We start from the raw sequence: 15,566 nt of genomic DNA, 5'->3' as shown, positions 1-15,566 counted from the left end.
CATGGCCCGCACACCGCTAGGACAATCGCTTCCGGATTTTCCCTGGAACTCGCTGGCTGGCGCCAAAAAGAAGGCACAGGCGCATCCAGATGGAATCGTTGACCTTTCGGTGGGCAACCCCGTAGATCCGGTTGCCCCCGGCGTGCAGCTGGCGCTGTCCTCTGCCGCCGAGGCCCCCGGATACCCGCAAACGCAGGGCACACCCGAGCTGCGCGAAGCCATCGCCTCCGCCCTGCGCCGCCGCTACCGCATGGACGTGGACCGCGTCCTGCCCGTAGTGGGCACGAAGGAGGCCATCGCGTGGCTGCCCACCCTGTTGGGCATGCGCGGCGAGACCGTCGCCTTCCCCTCGGTGGCCTATCCCACCTACGAGGTCGGCGCCCTTCTCGCCGGGGCCACTCCGCTGCGCGCTGACGACGACTTTCAGGATGCCTCCCTGGTATTCATCAATTCCCCGTCCAACCCCACCGGCCGCGTAGCTGGGGTAGAGGAGCTGCGCCGCATCGTGGCCTGGGCCCGCTCGACCGGCGCAATCATCGCCTCCGACGAGTGCTACATGGGCTTGGGCTGGAATGACGACAACCCGCCGGTATCCATCCTGGATCCGCGCGTGACCGACGGCGATAATACCGGCCTTATCGCCATGCATTCGCTGTCCAAGTCCGCGAATATGGCCTCCTACCGCGCCGGATTCTTCGCCGGCGATAACGATCTCATCACGGAGCTCTTGGAGCTGCGCAAGCACGCCGGGCTCATCGTGCCAGGCCCGATTCAGGCGGCGATGGTGGCCGCGCTTGACGATGACCCCACCGAAGCCCTCCAGTGCCAGCGCTACGCCGCGCGCCGCGCCGAATTGATGCAGGCGCTTATCAAGGCGGGCTTTACCATCGACCACTCCGATGCCGGCCTGTACCTCTGGGCCACCCGCGGCGAAGACTGCCGCGAGACCATCGACTGGTTGGCTTCCCTGGGCATCCTCGCCGCACCTGGCGATTTCTACGGCCCCTCGGGCGCACAACACGTGCGCATTGGCTTAAACGGTACTGACGAGCGGGTGCGCGCCGCCGTCGAACGCCTCGCCAGTGCCTAACTCGCCTCGCGCGTTTCGCCCGCCTGCCCGGGAGGGGATTTCTCCCCGCAAGGTGGTCTTGCACGAACGCGTTCCGCGCGAGGGCGAGTACTGGGCCGCCCGCGCGGGCGATTCGCCCTTTCCAGAGGGAACGCTTCTTCCCGCCGGTGCGGCTCTTCCCAGGCCCGTTCCCGCGTGGTACCACCCCTCCGTCCCGCCGGAGGAGCCGATTCCCTTTGACTACTGCGTAGTCCACGCGGATGAAGACATCATTGTTGCCGATAAACCACACTTTCTTCCCACCACTACGAATGGCCGCTTGCAGCGCGAAACCCTGCAAACCCGCCTGCGCGTAGACTTCGGCGAAGACGATATCGTGCCGCTTCACCGCCTCGACCGCCTGACCGCCGGCCTTGTCATCTGCTCGCGCAATCCCGCCACGCGGGCCGCCTACCAGCGCATTTTCCTGGGAGGGAGGGCGGTGAAGAGGTATAGGGGCATCGTCAAGCAGCCGCTTTTCTGTGATGAGGAAATCAGGCTGCCTATGCACAAGCCGCGGGGCAGCAGGCAGGTGCTCGTGGCCGATAATGGCACGCCTACCTCGACGTATGTGCGCGCTGCGGGTCGGGAGGTAACCATGTGGCCGCGGACCGGGCATACGCACCAGCTGCGGGTGCTGCTGAATCATCTTGGGCATCCTCTCATCGGCGATGACACATATCCCGCGCCGCGCCCGCTCGACCTCTATGACTTCTCCCGCCCGCTTTACTTGCTGCACGAAACTATATCTTTTATAGATCCTTCATCACATTCGGAGCGTCAGTTTTTCAGTTCGCGTGGCTTAGGAACTACAATCAGGTAATTACTAATCTCCGGCAAGAAAGGCAGCCCATGGCAGACCTCAGCGTTGCGCGCTTTGCGTCCAATTTTGGGCAATTCCTTAAGTTCGGTCTTGTCGGCGGCTCGGGAACCGCGGTCAACCTCTTCGTATATTTCATTGCGCAGAAACTCTTCGGCGCGGCGGGAATCTTTGCCGAGGACCCCTTCATGAACCTCTTCGGTTCTGCATTCCATATCCGCTGGTACCACGTCTTTGCCACCATCTCCTTCCTCGTAGCCAATACCTGGAACTACCAGCTCAACCGCATGTGGACCTTCCGCACCGTGTCCAAGGTGTCCTGGATTCGCGGTTTCTTCCCGTTCCTTTTGGCTGGAATCGGGGCGTTTATCGTTAGCCAGGTCATCCTGACGCTGCTCATGAATCCGAACTCGCCCGTGGGCCTACCAACCGATGTCTTCGATAACTCCACCGGATTGCGCACCAAGTCCTATTGGGCGCAGGCCATTTCCATTGTCGTTGCGATGCCCATCAACTTCATTATCAACAAGCTCTGGACGTTCCGCTCCAAGCCGAATAAACCCGTCGTCGTCGACGAGGTAGCGCCGGTTTAACTACCCGCTCCTAGCTCGGCCTAGCCCGGCTCGTTTCGCCACCCCGGCCCCGCCCTTCGCGCTCACCAGCGTGGGCTGCTGGGGTCTTTTTATGCCGCCGGTGAGCGGCAAGGGCGGGGAGGGACGTCGCCAAGCAAGTGTATGTGCGACACCCATCCCTTCGCGCTCACGCTGGGATAGTTTTCATCGACGCCATGCCTGCTCGGTGAGCGGCAAAGGAGGCTGCGCCTTTCGCGCTCACCGGCAATGGTTGCCGGCGGCGAAACTTCCTCCCGGTGAGCGGCAAGGGCGGGGAGGCGGGGCGCCGTTGTCGCTGGGACCCCTTCGCGCTCACGGGGAGTAGTAAACGAACGCCACCCGCCGTCCGCGGTGAGCGCGAAGGGCGGGTGGTGGAGGTGAGGTACTAGTCCTCGAGGGTGGCGTCGAGGCGGGACTGGTCGCGGCGGTTTTGCTTCCGTCGGAGCGCAGGGGAGATGAGGATGACCGTGAAGGTACCTACGGTGGCGCCGATGAGGTAGGGGGCAGCGGGGGCATCGGAACGCGTGAAGGCGTGGTAGGCGGTGCCGGCGAAGCAGAGGAACATCGGGATGAGGTAGAGGGCGGTCAAAGTCCAGTTGGAGCGGACGGTGGGGGTGGCGATGTGCCTGCGCATCCAGGCGGCGCTGAGGGACGTGCCGGCGATGGAGGGGACAATGGCGAGGAGTGCGAGGAGGCTGAGGCGGCCGGGGAGGGACCATGCGAGGATGGCCGCGACGATGAGCTCGAGGAATGTGATTGGGGTCAGGGTGATGGCGGAGGCCTTGGTGAGGATGTCGCGCTCGAACTCGTCGGTGGAGGCGCGCTCGATGTGGTTGAGGGATATGTTGGCGATGGCGTTAAACATGTTGTTCAGCTCCAAAGATTTCTTCGACTGTTTTATCTAGTTCGTGGCAGATGTCCAATGCGAGGTGCACGGACGGGGAGTAGTTGCCGCGTTCGATATTTGCGATAGTTTGCCGGGAGACGCCGACGCGCTCTGCTAGTTCGCCTTGCGACCATTCGCGCCAGCGCCGCCACTTGCGGACCATGTTGGGTTGTCCGGCCACATCATCACCTCTCTTGTCGTGTTTACATGACTTAATATAAAGTAAACTTGACATTATGGCAAGGGTTAGACGCATAGATGCCAGCGCCAATATGGCTGGGTGGCGGACATGGGAAGCTGTGGCTTGCGGCCTTTGAGCAGGTCACGGGTGGCTTTGATAAGCAGGATGACTTGGTCAAGGTGGTGCCTGACGTCATCGGCAGTAAAGCGCAAAACCGTGTACCCATGCGCGGTCGCGGCGTTCTGTTTGGAGCGGTCTGCCTGAAACGCGAGGCTGTGGCTGTGGTAGGTCCAGCCGTCGATCTCCACGATGAGCTTGCCCATTAAAAGATCGAAGCGGTATCCGCACACGTGGGCGTTATGAACAGGGAAAATGCCTTCGGTGCGCAGGGCACGGCTCACCTTGCGCTCCGGTGGGCTATCCGCGCCGATGGCCGAGAGCCGCATCGTCTCCTTCAACGCGCGCGGTGTCCGGCCCATTCGTTTGCGGTCCCGCTCCAGCCGGCCGGGCCCCTTTTCACCGCGGTAAAACTCTTCCAGCAGCGGGCCACAGGCCCTAGCAATCTTGCGAGCAGCCCACAGAACCTGCACCACCGGCAGCCCCTTGACCAGGCTCGTTGCCTTGAGCCGGGAATGCGAGACGCGGAAATTCTTGCCACGCAGCGTCCGCGGCCCCTCCGCTTCCAGTGGAAAGGTCAGCGGCCGGTCAAGGTGAATCTCCTGCGCGGTCTTCCCCGTAAAATGGATACGGCTCAGCCCATGCACCAGCGCCTTCGCCACCGCCAACGGCGACCACTCGTCGGTATAAATCCCCCGGTGCACGCGGTACAGCTTGCCCGCGCGCACTCGCCGCCGAATCGCGTCCTTGCCCAGCCCCTGCTCGCGCAACTGCGCAGTCGTCCATGCCCCCATGGCTTCAATTTAAAAAGCGGCCGCCTCCTCGTCCAGACGGGGTCCGACAGCCTGTGGATAACCCGCCTATTTTGAGGTCTCGCGCTCTCTTTTCCTCGCCGCTCTGTGGATAACCTCCTTCCACCCTCCCTTAGCGCTCACCGGCGGCCAGGTCTGTGCCCTTAAGCGGCCCCTGGTGAGCGCGAGGAGTGAGTGTGCCGGCCAGCCCCCTTCACGCTCACCGCTTCCGCTTTCCGATGCCCATTTCGCCTCCCCGTGAGCGCGGAGGTCGGCCCCACACCCGTCGCGCTCACCGGGAGGTGAAAACGCCGTACCCCGCCCAGTGCTGGTGAGCGCGAAGGGCGGGGTAATGGGGCGGCAGGCACGGTGGGCTGGATGTGAGGTGTAGGGCGTGAGGGCCGGAGGCAGGGAGTGGCCGCTAGGTCAGAGGGAGCGTGGAGGTCGGGTCGATGCCGCGAGCCTTGGAATTGAGCACACCCGCGATGGCGAGCACCGCGAACATGGCGGCGGCGGAGAGGAGTTGGGTGCGGGCGGTGGCATCGGTAAGCATGAGCACCGCGATGGCCGCGAAGAGGGCAAGGGCGAACCAAGTGAGATAGGGGAAGGCCCACATGCGGATGGGGAGTGGATGCAGGGCCTCGAGTTGGCGGCGTAGGCGCAGCTGGCTGACGGCGATGAAGACCCACACGATGAGCAGGGAGGCGCCGGCGGCGTTGAGCATGAAGGTGAGCAACCAGCCGGTATCGGCGTAGTTGAGGACGACCATGAGCACGGAAAGTGTGACGGATAGGGCGATGGCGGTGGTGGGCACACCCTCGGTATTGGTGGCGGCGAAGATGCGCGGGGCCTCGCCGCGGGAGGCGAGCGAGTGCATCATGCGGGAGGAGGCGAAGATTTGCGCGTTGAAAGCGGATAGCAGCGCGAGGACGATGATGACCTCCATGATGCCGGCGGCACCGGGAATGCCGGCGCGGTCGAGGACCATGGTGAACGGCGATTCGGCGGCGGTGGAGGCGGCGTCCAGGCTGGAATAGGGAAGCAGGAACGTGATGACCAGGACGGAGCCCAGGTAGAACACGGAGATCCGCAAGATGGTGGAGCGCACGGCGTTGACCAGGGATTTTTCGGGATCTTCGGATTCGGCGGACGCGATGGCGACGACCTCGATGCCGCCGAAAGCGAAGGCTACGGCGAGCAGGCCGGCGGCGACGCCGCCGAGGCCGTTGGGCATGAAGCCATCGGCAAGGAAGACGGATGTGCCCACGAAAGTGTGGCCCGGCAGGAGGCCGAAGATGAGGAGGGCGCCGATGATGAGGAAGGCGATGATGACGACGACCTTGATGAGAGCGAACCAGTACTCAAATTCGCCGAAGGTGCGCACGCGCAGCAGGTTGACGAGGCCGAAGACGGCGACGCAGATGGCGGCGGGTATCCAGGGCGGCACGTCGAACCACGAGCCGATGAAACCTGCGGCGCCGGTGATTTCGGCGCCGAGGACGGCGACAGTGGCGCACCAGTAAATCCACCCTTGGGTAAAACCTGCCCAGCGGCCGATGCCGTGTTCGGCGTATTCGGAAAAGGAGCCGGAGGCGGGGATGACCGTTCCCATCTCCCCAAGCATTTGCATCACGAGGATGGCGAGGAATCCGGCGATCGCGTAGGCGATGATTACCGCTGGGCCGGCGGCGGAAATGCCTACGCCCGTGCCGAGGAAGAGACCGGCGCCAATGGTAGAGCCAAGCCCCATCATGGTCAGGTGGCGGACCTTCAGGCCAGAACCAAGGGTAGAAGAGTTATCAGACACTTCTCCATGGTATTTCTCGGCCGCGGGGCGCCGGAATTGGGGTGGCGTTAGTTCTTGTGGAGGTCCTCGTTCAGTGCGACGGCCTCGGCATTCCACTCCACGACTTCGACAGCACCGGAGACGGAATTGCGGCGCAGCAGCAGGCCGGAGGCGCCGGAGAGCTGGGAGCCCTTAACTGCCTCGCCATTGCTGACGCCCAGGGCCTCGGCCACCTTGCCAAAGACGGCGACCTTGGTACCGGCGGTGACGTAGAGGCCGGCTTCGACAACGGCGTCATCGCCAAGCGAAATGCCGATGCCCGAGTTAGCGCCGAGCAGGCAGCGCTCGCCGATGGAAATAACTTCCTTGCCGCCGCCGGACAGGGTGCCCATGATGGAGGCGCCGCCGCCAATATCGGAGCCATCGCCCACGACGACGCCCGCGGAAATGCGGCCTTCCACCATGGAAGCGCCCAGGGTGCCGGCGTTGAAATTGACGAAGCCCTCGTGCATGACCGTGGTGCCCTCTGCCAGGTGGGCGCCCAAGCGGACGCGATCGGCATCACCGATGCGCACACCGGAGGGGACAACGTAGTCCACCATGCGGGGGAACTTATCCACGGAGTAGACCACGACGGGGCCGCGGGAGGCGAGGCGGCCGCGCACCATCTGGAAATCGGAGACGGCGCAGGGGCCGTAGTTGGTCCAGACCACGTTGTTGAGGTGGCGGAAGATGCCGTCCATGTTGAGGCCGTGCGGTTTTACCTCACGGTGGGAGAGCAGATGGAGGCGCAGGTAGGCGTTGTAGGTATCGGTAGGTGCCTCGTCGAGGTCAGCGATGGTGGTTTCCACCGCCACGCGAGCCACGCCGCGCTCTTCATCGGGGCCGACGAGGGCGGAGAACTGCTGCGGAGTCTCCTCCAGACGCGTCGTGCCGGTGGTCTCTACTTGCTTATCGGTATGAACTGCTGGGAACCAAACGTCCAAGACGGTGCCGTCGTGGGTAATGGTTGCCAGGCCACGTGCGGATGCAGAAGTCATGGTGGCTAGCTTAGCAATTACTGCCGAACTTGTTCGCGCTTGTCCGCGGGAACCACGAAGGACAAGGCGACGAGCGCGGCAAAGAGGATGATGACGGCGATGACTTGGTTGCGGGCGGAGGGGTCAAAGAGCATGAAGATGGTCAGCGCGGCCAGCGCGGTGGCGGTCGCCCACGGTAGCCAGGGGTAGCCGGGCACGCGGATGTCCGTGAGCTCGCCGTTCGCCTTCAACTGCGGGTGCAGCTTGAGGAAGGAGGCGACGATGAAGGTCCACACCACCAAGAGGCAGCCGCCGACGGCGTTGAAGAGGAAGGCCAGCAGTCCCGGCGGGTTCCAGAACTGGAGGCCCACCGAGGCGAAGGCGAAGATCATGGACAAGATGACGGCGTTGATGGGGGAGCCGGAGTGGTTGGTCTTGAGGAAGAACTTTGGCGCGCAGTGGTCCTTGGCCATGTCGAAGACCAGGCGAGAGGTGGCGTAGATCTGCGCGTTGAAGGCGGACAGGAGGGCCAGCGCGATGATGGCCTCCATGAAGCCGGCGGCGAAAGGAATCTTGGCGGCCTCGAGCACCAAGGTGAACGGTGAATTGGCGGCGGCGTCGGCATCTTGGATCTGGCTAAACGGCAAGGCCATGGTGATGACCACGATGGAGCCGATGTAGAAGATCATGATGCGCACGATGATGGCGCGCACCGCGGTTGCCACGTTGCGGGCTGGATCCTCGGACTCGGCGGCGGCGATGGTCACCAGCTCGATTCCACCGAAGGCGAAGGCCACGGCCAGCAGGCCCGCTGCGAAGCCGGGCATGCCATTGGGCAGGAAGTTATCGGTGAAGTTGGTTCCAGCGCGGGAGAGATCCATGCCGGGCAGGATGCCGAGTGCCATGAGGATGCCGACAACGAGGAAGGCGATGATGACGGCGACCTTGATGATGGCAAACCAGAACTCGAATTCACCGAAACCGCGCACTGCGGCGAAGTTCACCACGGCGAAGAAGGCCACCGCGATGAGCGCGGGAATCCACGGGGCGATATCGAACCAGCTGCCGATGATCGCGGCGGCGCCGGTGATTTCGGCGCCCATGACCATGATGAGCATGAACCAGTAGATCCAGCCCATCGTAAAGCGCGCCCAGTGGCCGAAGGCCTGGCCGGCGTAGGTGGAAAAAGAACCCAGGGAAGGGCGGGCCGCAGCGATTTCCCCGAGCATCCACATGATGAGCGCGATGAGGACGCCGGCGACGGCATAAGAAATGAGCACCGAGGTGCCGGAGATTTGGATTCCCAATCCGACGCCCAAGAAGAGACCGGCACCCACCGCGGAGCCAAGGCCCATCATGGTGAGGTGTCGCGATTTCAATTGTGTGGCTTCGGCCATAATTACCACCTTGTGAGAGGTTATTTTTTACAGTGAAGTGAACATTACACAATGCAACGGACCCAGCGGGGCGCTACCATGGCGGCTTGTGACTTTAGATCTATATGCCGACCCCATTGAAGTGACCAAGGCGCTCGTCGATATCCCAAGCCCCTCCCACCACGAGGAGGCCATCGCGGATGCGGTGGAAGAAGCCCTGCGTGGTCTAGACGTGGAGGTCGCCCGCTTTGGCAATACCGTGTGTGCGCGCACGAACCGCGGGATGGATTCCCGCGTGATTCTTGCAGGCCACATCGATACCGTTCCATTGGCAGATAACGTACCGCATCGCATGGACACCGCCGAAGATGGTGGCGAGATCATGTTCGGCTGCGGCACCGTGGACATGAAATCCGGCATGGCAGTATACCTCAACGCCTTTGCTCACCTGCATGAATCGGAAGAACTCCAGCATGATTTGACCGTCATTGCTTATGAGGGCGAAGAGGTATCCACTGAATTTAATGGGCTGGGCCACTTGCAAAAGGATCACCCCGAGTGGTTGCAGGGCGATTTTGCGCTCCTCGGTGAGCCCTCCGGCGCCATGGTCGAGGCCGGTTGCCAAGGCACGATTCGTCTGCGCGTGACGGCGCATGGCACCCGCGCGCACTCGGCCCGCGCGTGGCTCGGCTCCAACGCCGCGCACAAGCTCGCCCCCGTCATGACCCGCATTGCGGACTACGAGCCGCGCGAGGTCACCATCGATGGCTGCACCTACCGCGAGGGCCTGAACATCGTCCACCTGGAGGCCGGCGTGGCCACCAATACCTTGCCGGACGAGGCATGGATGTTCGTCAACTTCCGCTTCGCCCCGGACCGCAGTACGGAGGAGGCGTTGGAGTACATGAAGGGGGTCATCGGCAAGCATGAGGACGTCACCATAGAGATCGATGACATCGCCGGTGCCGCCCTGCCTGGCCTGGGGCAGCCTGCGGCACGCGCGCTTGTCGATGCCGTCGGCGGCAACGTCCGCGCCAAGTTCGGCTGGACCGATGTCTCGCGCTTTGCTGAGATAGGCATTCCCGCCGTAAATTTCGGTGCCGGCGATCCTGGCTTTGCGCATAAGAAGGACGAGCAGGTGCCCACGGCGCAAATCACTGAAGTTTCTACCGCACTGCTTAATTACTTGAAGGGATAAAAATGACCCCTGACCACATGCGTACCCTGCGCGGCCCGCTCTTGCTGCGCAGCGAGGGAGAACAAGGCTCCACCTTTGACCAGCGCCTGCTGGAATCCGGCGCGGACCACGAATGGCAGCACGCCGATCCGTGGCGCGTGCTGCGCATCCAAGGCGAATTCGTCGCCGGCTTTGATGCGCTGGCTAAGCTGCCCAAGGCAGTGACGGTTTTTGGCTCCGCGCGCACCAAGCCTGAGGATGCGAGCTATCAGATGGCCGAAGAACTCGGCCGCAAGCTTGCCGAATGCGCCTACGCCGTCATCACCGGCGGCGGCCCCGGCATCATGGAGGCTGCGAATAAGGGCGCGCACGAGGGCGATGGCCTCTCGGTGGGACTCGGCATCGAATTGCCGCACGAGCAGGGACTCAATAAGTACGTGGACTTGGGCCTGAACTTCCGCTACTTCTTTGCCCGCAAGACCATGTTCTTGAAGTACTCCCAGGCCTTCGTCTGCCTGCCCGGCGGCATGGGCACCATGGATGAATTCTTCGAGGTTCTCTGCATGGTTCAGACGGGTAAGGTCACCAACTATCCCATCGTGCTCATGGGTACCGAGTACTGGTCTGGCCTGCTGGAATGGATAAAAAATACCCTCGCCGCCGGTGGCTACATCAACGAAGACGACCAAGAGCTTTTCCTGCTTACCGATGACCCCGATGATGCCGTCGCCCACATCATCGAGCGCCACAAGGTCATGAGCGATAAGCGCATTAGGGAGCCGCGTTGAGCCTCGCGCGCGTGATGGCGATAGTCAATCGCACCCCAGACTCCTTTTATGACAAGGGGGCCACCTTTGACATGGACCCCGCCCTCAAGCGCTGCGATGAGGCCATTGTGGCGGGAGCCTCCATCATCGATATCGGCGGAGTCAAGGCCGGGCCGGGCGAGGAAGTGGATAGCGCGGAAGAAATCGACCGTGTCGTGCCCACCATCGCCCGCGTGCATGAGCGGCACCCAGAGGTTCTTATCTCCGTAGACACCTGGCGCAGCGAGGTGGCCGAGGCCGCCATCGCCGCCGGGGCCGGGCTGGTCAATGACACGTGGGCCGGCTGGGATCCGCAGCTTATCGAGGTCGCCGGCCACCACCGCGTGGGCTACGTGTGCTCGCATACCGGCGGGATTACCCCGCGCACCCGCCCGCACCGCGTGCACTTTGATGATGTCGTCGCTGACGTCATTGCTGAGACCACCGCCCTGGCGGAAAAGGCCGCGGGACTCGGCTGCCCGGAAGAGCTCACCTTCATCGATCCCACGCACGACTTTGGCAAAAACACCTATCACGGCCTAGAGCTCCTGCGACGTATCGACGAGATCGTCGATACCGGCTGGCCCGTGCTCATGGCGCTATCCAATAAGGACTTCGTGGGCGAGACCCTCGCGCGCGGGGTAGGAGACCGCGTCGCCGGAACGCTCGCCGCCACCGCCTGGGCAGCAGCGCACGGTGTGGCCGCCTTCCGCGTCCACGAGGTTGCTGAGACCGTCGACGTCATCCGCATGACTGCCGCCATCCAGGGCACGGCCGCGCCCCTTGATACCACCCGCGGGCTCGCATGAGCGTTTCCGTCATCATCCCCGCGCTCAACGAGGAACCCACCGTGGTCGGCGTTATCCGCGCCTGCCTTGCCGATGACCCCCTCGAAGTGCTCGTCATCGACGCCGACTCCACCGACGACACCGCCGCAGTCGCGCGCGCAGCCGGCGCCGATGTGCGCAACTGGCGCGATATCCTGCCCGAACCGCCGCGCCCCGGCAAGGGCGAATCCCTCTGGCGCGGGGTCGCCGCCGCGCGCGGGGACATCGTCGTCTTTATCGACGCTGACCTAGAATCCGCCGCGTCCGGCATGGTCACAGCACTCGCGGCGCCCTTTGAGGATCCCCGCGTAAACATGGTCAAGGCCCGCTATCGCCGCAGCCTCAACGGCCAACCCACCGGCGGCGGGCGCGTGACCGAACTCACTGCAAAGCCACTCATCCGGCAGTTCTTCCCAGAGCTAGCCCACATCGATCAGCCCCTGGGCGGCGAGTACGCGATCCGCCGCACGGCCGCGCTAGAGGTGCCTTTTGTGGAAGGTTATGGGGTGGAAGCGGGGCTGCTGGTGGACATCGGCAAGCGCGGCGGGCTGACAGAAGTCGACCTAGGCACACGAGTCCACCGCAACCGGCCGCTTCATGAGCTGGCACCGATGGCGGATATCGTGGCGCGCACGCTGCTCTCGCGCGCCGGGGTGGGAGCGCCAATTGCTCAGCGCCCGCCGCTGCTAGGTAGGATTTAAGCCATGCTGTCCTGGATTGTGCTCATCGTGGTGCTCATTGCGTTCATTGTGATCGGAACGTGGCTGTGGGGCTCGATATTTGGGCCCGGGACCGTGATGGACCCGCCCGATGAGCCGCAGAAGGTGCTGGAAAATAACCGCGCCGCCGCAGCTCAGGGCCGTTTTGAGGACGTGCAATTCGAGGTCGTCCCGCGCGGGTACCGCCAGGATCAGGTCGATGATCTGCTCGCGCAACTTGAGCAAGAATTAGCGGCCGCGCGGAAAAGCGGGCAAAAAGAGACTAAGCTGGAAAGAAACGAAGATAGTTAAGGAGCCCTACTATGGCAGCAATGAAGCCACGTACCACTGGCGGCGAAATGGAAGCGGTGGTGGAATCCCGCAAGATCGTCATGCGCATCCCATCCGACGGCGGCGGGCGCATCGTTATCGAGCTGAACAAAGAAGAGGCCGCGGAGCTCGGTTCTTTGTTGACCGAGGTTTCTAGCTAGTCTGGATACATGCTTTCTCATATCGTCGACATTCTGGCCGATCCAAACGACGGCACGGCGCTTTCCGGCGCCGATGATTTTTCCCGCCTCGTTTCGGAGTCCGGCCATTCCTTTGATGTGGCCAAGCAAGGGTATGTGACCTTAGCGGCCGGTGCTGGCCTCAAGCACAAGGGCGATGACATGGACATGGTCAACGCCCGCGAAGCGTACCTAGCCACCGGCCATTTCGCGCCCTTTGTCGAGTCTGTGACCGGCGCGGTGCAAGACGCGCTCGATGCCAGCTCGCTGTCTGCCTCTACGCCCGCCTCGCTCCTCGAGGTCGGCGCCGGAACCGGCTACTATCTAGCCCACACGCTTGATTCCATTGACGGCGCGCGCGGCGTCGGACTCGATATTTCCCCGCACGCAGCCAAGCACTTGGCCAAGTGCCACCCGCGCGTGGGCGCCGTGGTTGCCGATGTCTGGCAGCAACTTCCCATCCGCGATGAATCCATCGACGCCATTTCCGTCGTCTTTGCACCGCGCAACCCATCCGAGTTCCAGCGTGTACTCGCCCCCGGCGGCCAAGTCATCGTCCTGACCCCAGGCGCCGGACACCTCGATGAGCTGCGCGAACCCCTCGGCATCCTCGGCGTAGAAGAGGGCAAGGTTGACCGCATGTATGAGCAGGCGGAAGGCCACCTCGAGCAAGCGGCCGACCCAGTCGATATTTCCTTCCCCATCCAGTTGGACAAGGCGGCCATCGCCGCACAGGTAGGAATGAGCCCGTCCGCCCGCCACATCAGCGCCGACGAGCTCGCCGAGCGCATGGCCGCCCTTACTCCCACGCTGACGGTCACCGCCCGCGCCCGGCTGGACCGCCTCCGCGCCGTTTCCTAATCGCACACCTGCCTCGCGGCAACCTGTACCGCCCTTCGCGCTCACCAGCAGCGCGCGGGGCGGTTCTTTTTCGCTTCCGGTGAGCGCGAAGGACGGGTGTGGAATCGGCCAGTCACCGTACCCTCCCTTGGCGCTCACGAGGAACAGCTTGCCGATGCCCCTCCACCTTGCCCGTGAGCGCGAAGGGCTGGTGGCATCGGCAGGGCGGTGGCTGACGGAAAACGAGGATGCAGAATGCGGCTAAGGACGGCATCTTTTGACCCGTGCGGTCGGTCCTGGGTCAGATGGAAGGAATACCCGCCCTTCGCGCTCACGGCAAGCACATTCTGATAGCCGGAGTCGCTCGCCGGTGAGCGCGAAGGGCGGGGGTGGAATAGGCCAGTCACCGTTGCCTCCCTTGGCGCTCACGGGGAGCTGCTTGCCGATGTCGCGACGCCTCGCCGGTGAGCGCGAAGGGCGGGGCCGAAAGGCGCGTGGCGACAGGCTTGGGCAGAAAGGCGGGGGCCGAGAGGCGGGTGGCCGGGTAGGAGGGCTGCAGTATTAGAGCTTGGAGCCGGAGCGCTGCCAGTCTTGTTCGATGACTGCGTCGCCGGTGGTCTCGACATCCATGCCGGAGCAGCCGCCGTCGAAATAGACGCGGGAGGCCATGGCGATGAGGCCGCCGTCGACGAATACCTCTACCGTGGAGCCGTCTTGGATGATGGTGAGGGTGTCGGAGTCGCCATCGGCAAGCGTGGCTGTGGCGGGAGCGGAATCAGCGAAGAAGTGGTCGAAGGCCTTGTTCATGGAACGATCGAGGCTGATTTCCTCGCCGGAGTGGCAGATGGTGGCGGCGGGGTCGCCGTTGCCATCGAGAAGGGTGATGGTGACGCTGGAGCCGGTGGGAACCTCCATGACGCCGGTCCAGGAGCGCGCGTAATCCGAAAGCTTGACCGCCTCGGGCAGGCCGGTGGCCGGTGCCTGGTACAAGACGCCGCCCTCGAGCGTGACCTGGCGCGGCAGGGAGAGGGCATTCGACCAGCCTTCGGCATCCCAAGAGGCGTGTTGGGTGGCGTCGTCGCCGCGGCCATTGCCGTTGAGAAGGCCGAGGATGACGGCGCGCTCGTAGCGGTTTTCTTCAGGGATCGTGCCTGCGGTGGCATTCGTATTGCGCGGGCGGGAGAAATCGTGGCCGAAGTCCACGCGGCGGAATCCGGAAACCACCGTGAAGGTGGTGTCTTCCAGCTGACCCACGAGGTAGCCGGAAACATCGCGGCCGTCGCGCTCGAGGGTGACAAAGAGTACGTCGTAGATCTCTTCGTCGACTTCATCGCGCAGGCGCACGATGCGCGGGGAAACCACTGGGGGAATAGGGGAATTGGCAGGCACTTCGCCGTCCAGGAAGCCAGGGTCGCCCTCAAAGGTAAGGCTACCGCGTAGGGACCACGAGATGCCGTCGTGGCTTTCTAGAATGACCGGCTGCGGGGTTTCGGTGCGGCCAGAAAGCGCCAGCATGAGCCAACCCTTGTGGCCGTCTTCGCGGTCATCGGTGGCCCAATCGGGCACGACGGAGGGCGAGCGGAACCGGGTGTGGTCGGTGGTATTGCCGGCCACCTCGCCGAAGCGCACGACGTTGGGGTCGAGGGCCGAGGAATCATCGGATACCTCGCAGACATCGTCGATACCGGAATAGCGCGCGAGGCGAATGGAGGTGCCGGTCGCGGTCACGGAGGTGAAATAGAGGTTGGTAGCGTCCTCACCCTGGGCCACGGAACCCGCGCGGAGGGCGAGCTCACCGCCGACGGGTGCGAGGACATCATCGCAGTCCAGCCAGTTAAACGGCGCTTCCTCCGAATAGGTGTGTCCCCAGCGGGCGGGGGCATCGGAAGTGGGGCGATATTGATAGAACATGTGCCACGTATCGCCATCGCGAAGGACACCGGCGGGTGCATCTAGGATGCCGGCATCGGGGATGAAGTGGAGTTCGGGGCGGTGAGTCGTCACGGCATTCCTC

The 15,566-nt window shown here is 63.5% G+C and carries 17 protein-coding genes; 10 read left to right on the top strand and 7 right to left on the bottom strand.

What is annotated here, in order from left to right; translation table 11 throughout:
* Position 1 precedes the first annotated feature (1 nt).
* From dapC to ABRP66_RS02600, 3 genes are read left to right on the top strand one after another with little or no spacing between them, the layout of a single operon-like run.
* On the top strand, positions 2-1,090 hold the full coding sequence (gene dapC, locus ABRP66_RS02610; protein WP_349838299.1) for a succinyldiaminopimelate transaminase: 1,089 nt from the start codon (positions 2-4) through the stop codon (positions 1,088-1,090).
* A 52-nt stretch (positions 1,091-1,142) separates the two neighbouring features.
* Entirely contained in the window at positions 1,143-1,931 is a 789-nt protein-coding gene (locus tag ABRP66_RS02605; RefSeq protein WP_284850367.1) for a pseudouridine synthase, read from the top strand.
* Positions 1,932-1,960: 29 nt separating this feature from the next.
* Positions 1,961-2,521 (top strand): GtrA family protein, encoded by a 561-nt coding sequence (locus ABRP66_RS02600; protein ID WP_284850362.1) that lies wholly within the window; start codon positions 1,961-1,963, stop codon positions 2,519-2,521.
* Between the two features lie 403 nt (positions 2,522-2,924).
* Here the strand turns inward: ABRP66_RS02600 and ABRP66_RS02595 are convergent, their stop codons facing one another.
* The 6 genes from ABRP66_RS02595 to ABRP66_RS02570 all read right to left on the bottom strand — a co-directional run bounded on the left by ABRP66_RS02595 (position 2,925) and on the right by ABRP66_RS02570 (position 8,716).
* Positions 2,925-3,404 (bottom strand): transcriptional regulator, encoded by a 480-nt coding sequence (locus ABRP66_RS02595; protein WP_284769909.1) that lies wholly within the window; start codon positions 3,402-3,404, stop codon positions 2,925-2,927.
* Positions 3,397-3,606, bottom strand: coding sequence for a helix-turn-helix transcriptional regulator (locus tag ABRP66_RS02590; protein ID WP_284769908.1), 210 nt, complete (start codon positions 3,604-3,606; stop codon positions 3,397-3,399). The genes ABRP66_RS02595 and ABRP66_RS02590 overlap by 8 nt, the downstream gene beginning before the upstream one ends.
* Positions 3,607-3,671: 65 nt before the next feature.
* Positions 3,672-4,517: a type IV toxin-antitoxin system AbiEi family antitoxin domain-containing protein gene (locus ABRP66_RS02585; protein ID WP_284769907.1), complete on the bottom strand. Its 846-nt coding sequence runs from the start codon at positions 4,515-4,517 to the stop codon at positions 3,672-3,674.
* Positions 4,518-4,935: 418 nt separating this feature from the next.
* The gene (locus ABRP66_RS02580) at positions 4,936-6,267 is read right to left on the bottom strand and encodes an amino acid permease (RefSeq protein WP_349838315.1); all 1,332 of its coding nucleotides are present in this window, start codon (positions 6,265-6,267) and stop codon (positions 4,936-4,938) included.
* Positions 6,268-6,368: 101 nt separating this feature from the next.
* Entirely contained in the window at positions 6,369-7,340 is a 972-nt protein-coding gene (gene dapD / locus ABRP66_RS02575) for a 2,3,4,5-tetrahydropyridine-2,6-dicarboxylate N-succinyltransferase (protein WP_349838298.1), read from the bottom strand.
* 17 nt (positions 7,341-7,357) lie between these two features.
* Entirely contained in the window at positions 7,358-8,716 is a 1,359-nt protein-coding gene (locus ABRP66_RS02570; RefSeq protein WP_284769904.1) for an amino acid permease, read from the bottom strand.
* Positions 8,717-8,804: 88 nt separating this feature from the next.
* Here ABRP66_RS02570 and dapE point away from each other — a divergent pair, with 88 nt between their 5' ends.
* The 7 genes from dapE to ABRP66_RS02535 are packed head-to-tail and all read left to right on the top strand — an operon-like array spanning position 8,805 to position 13,573.
* Positions 8,805-9,893 carry a succinyl-diaminopimelate desuccinylase gene (dapE, locus tag ABRP66_RS02565; protein WP_284769903.1) on the top strand — a complete coding sequence of 363 codons (1,089 nt, stop codon included), beginning with the start codon at positions 8,805-8,807 and terminating at the stop codon, positions 9,891-9,893.
* Positions 9,894-9,895: 2 nt separating this feature from the next.
* Positions 9,896-10,660 carry an LOG family protein gene (locus tag ABRP66_RS02560; protein WP_284853493.1) on the top strand — a complete coding sequence of 255 codons (765 nt, stop codon included), beginning with the start codon at positions 9,896-9,898 and terminating at the stop codon, positions 10,658-10,660.
* A 14-nt stretch (positions 10,661-10,674) separates the two neighbouring features.
* Complete coding sequence (gene folP / locus ABRP66_RS02555) at positions 10,675-11,487, top strand: dihydropteroate synthase (protein ID WP_284769973.1); 813 nt, start codon at positions 10,675-10,677, stop codon at positions 11,485-11,487.
* Positions 11,484-12,206: a glucosyl-3-phosphoglycerate synthase gene (locus ABRP66_RS02550; protein WP_349838297.1), complete on the top strand. Its 723-nt coding sequence runs from the start codon at positions 11,484-11,486 to the stop codon at positions 12,204-12,206. The genes folP and ABRP66_RS02550 overlap by 4 nt, the downstream gene beginning before the upstream one ends.
* A 3-nt stretch (positions 12,207-12,209) precedes the next feature.
* A complete protein-coding gene (locus ABRP66_RS02545) occupies positions 12,210-12,515 on the top strand; it encodes a DivIVA domain-containing protein (protein WP_349838296.1) in 306 nt (101 codons plus the stop codon).
* A gap of 11 nt (positions 12,516-12,526) precedes the next feature.
* The gene (locus ABRP66_RS02540; RefSeq protein ID WP_005280113.1) at positions 12,527-12,694 is read left to right on the top strand and encodes a DUF3117 domain-containing protein; all 168 of its coding nucleotides are present in this window, start codon (positions 12,527-12,529) and stop codon (positions 12,692-12,694) included.
* A 9-nt stretch (positions 12,695-12,703) separates the two neighbouring features.
* Positions 12,704-13,573, top strand: coding sequence for a methyltransferase domain-containing protein (locus tag ABRP66_RS02535; protein ID WP_349838295.1), 870 nt, complete (start codon positions 12,704-12,706; stop codon positions 13,571-13,573).
* A 540-nt stretch (positions 13,574-14,113) separates the two neighbouring features.
* Here the strand turns inward: ABRP66_RS02535 and ABRP66_RS02530 are convergent.
* The gene (locus ABRP66_RS02530) at positions 14,114-15,556 is read right to left on the bottom strand and encodes a GH32 C-terminal domain-containing protein (RefSeq protein WP_349838294.1); all 1,443 of its coding nucleotides are present in this window, start codon (positions 15,554-15,556) and stop codon (positions 14,114-14,116) included.
* Between the last annotated feature and the right edge of the window lie 10 nt (positions 15,557-15,566).

The organism is Corynebacterium sp. KPL2680 (assembly GCF_040225675.1).
In the GTDB taxonomy this organism is placed as follows: domain Bacteria; phylum Actinomycetota; class Actinomycetes; order Mycobacteriales; family Mycobacteriaceae; genus Corynebacterium; species Corynebacterium rhinophilum.
Note: the sequence above shows the minus strand (reverse complement) of the source record. Positions and strands in the feature narration are given on the sequence as shown.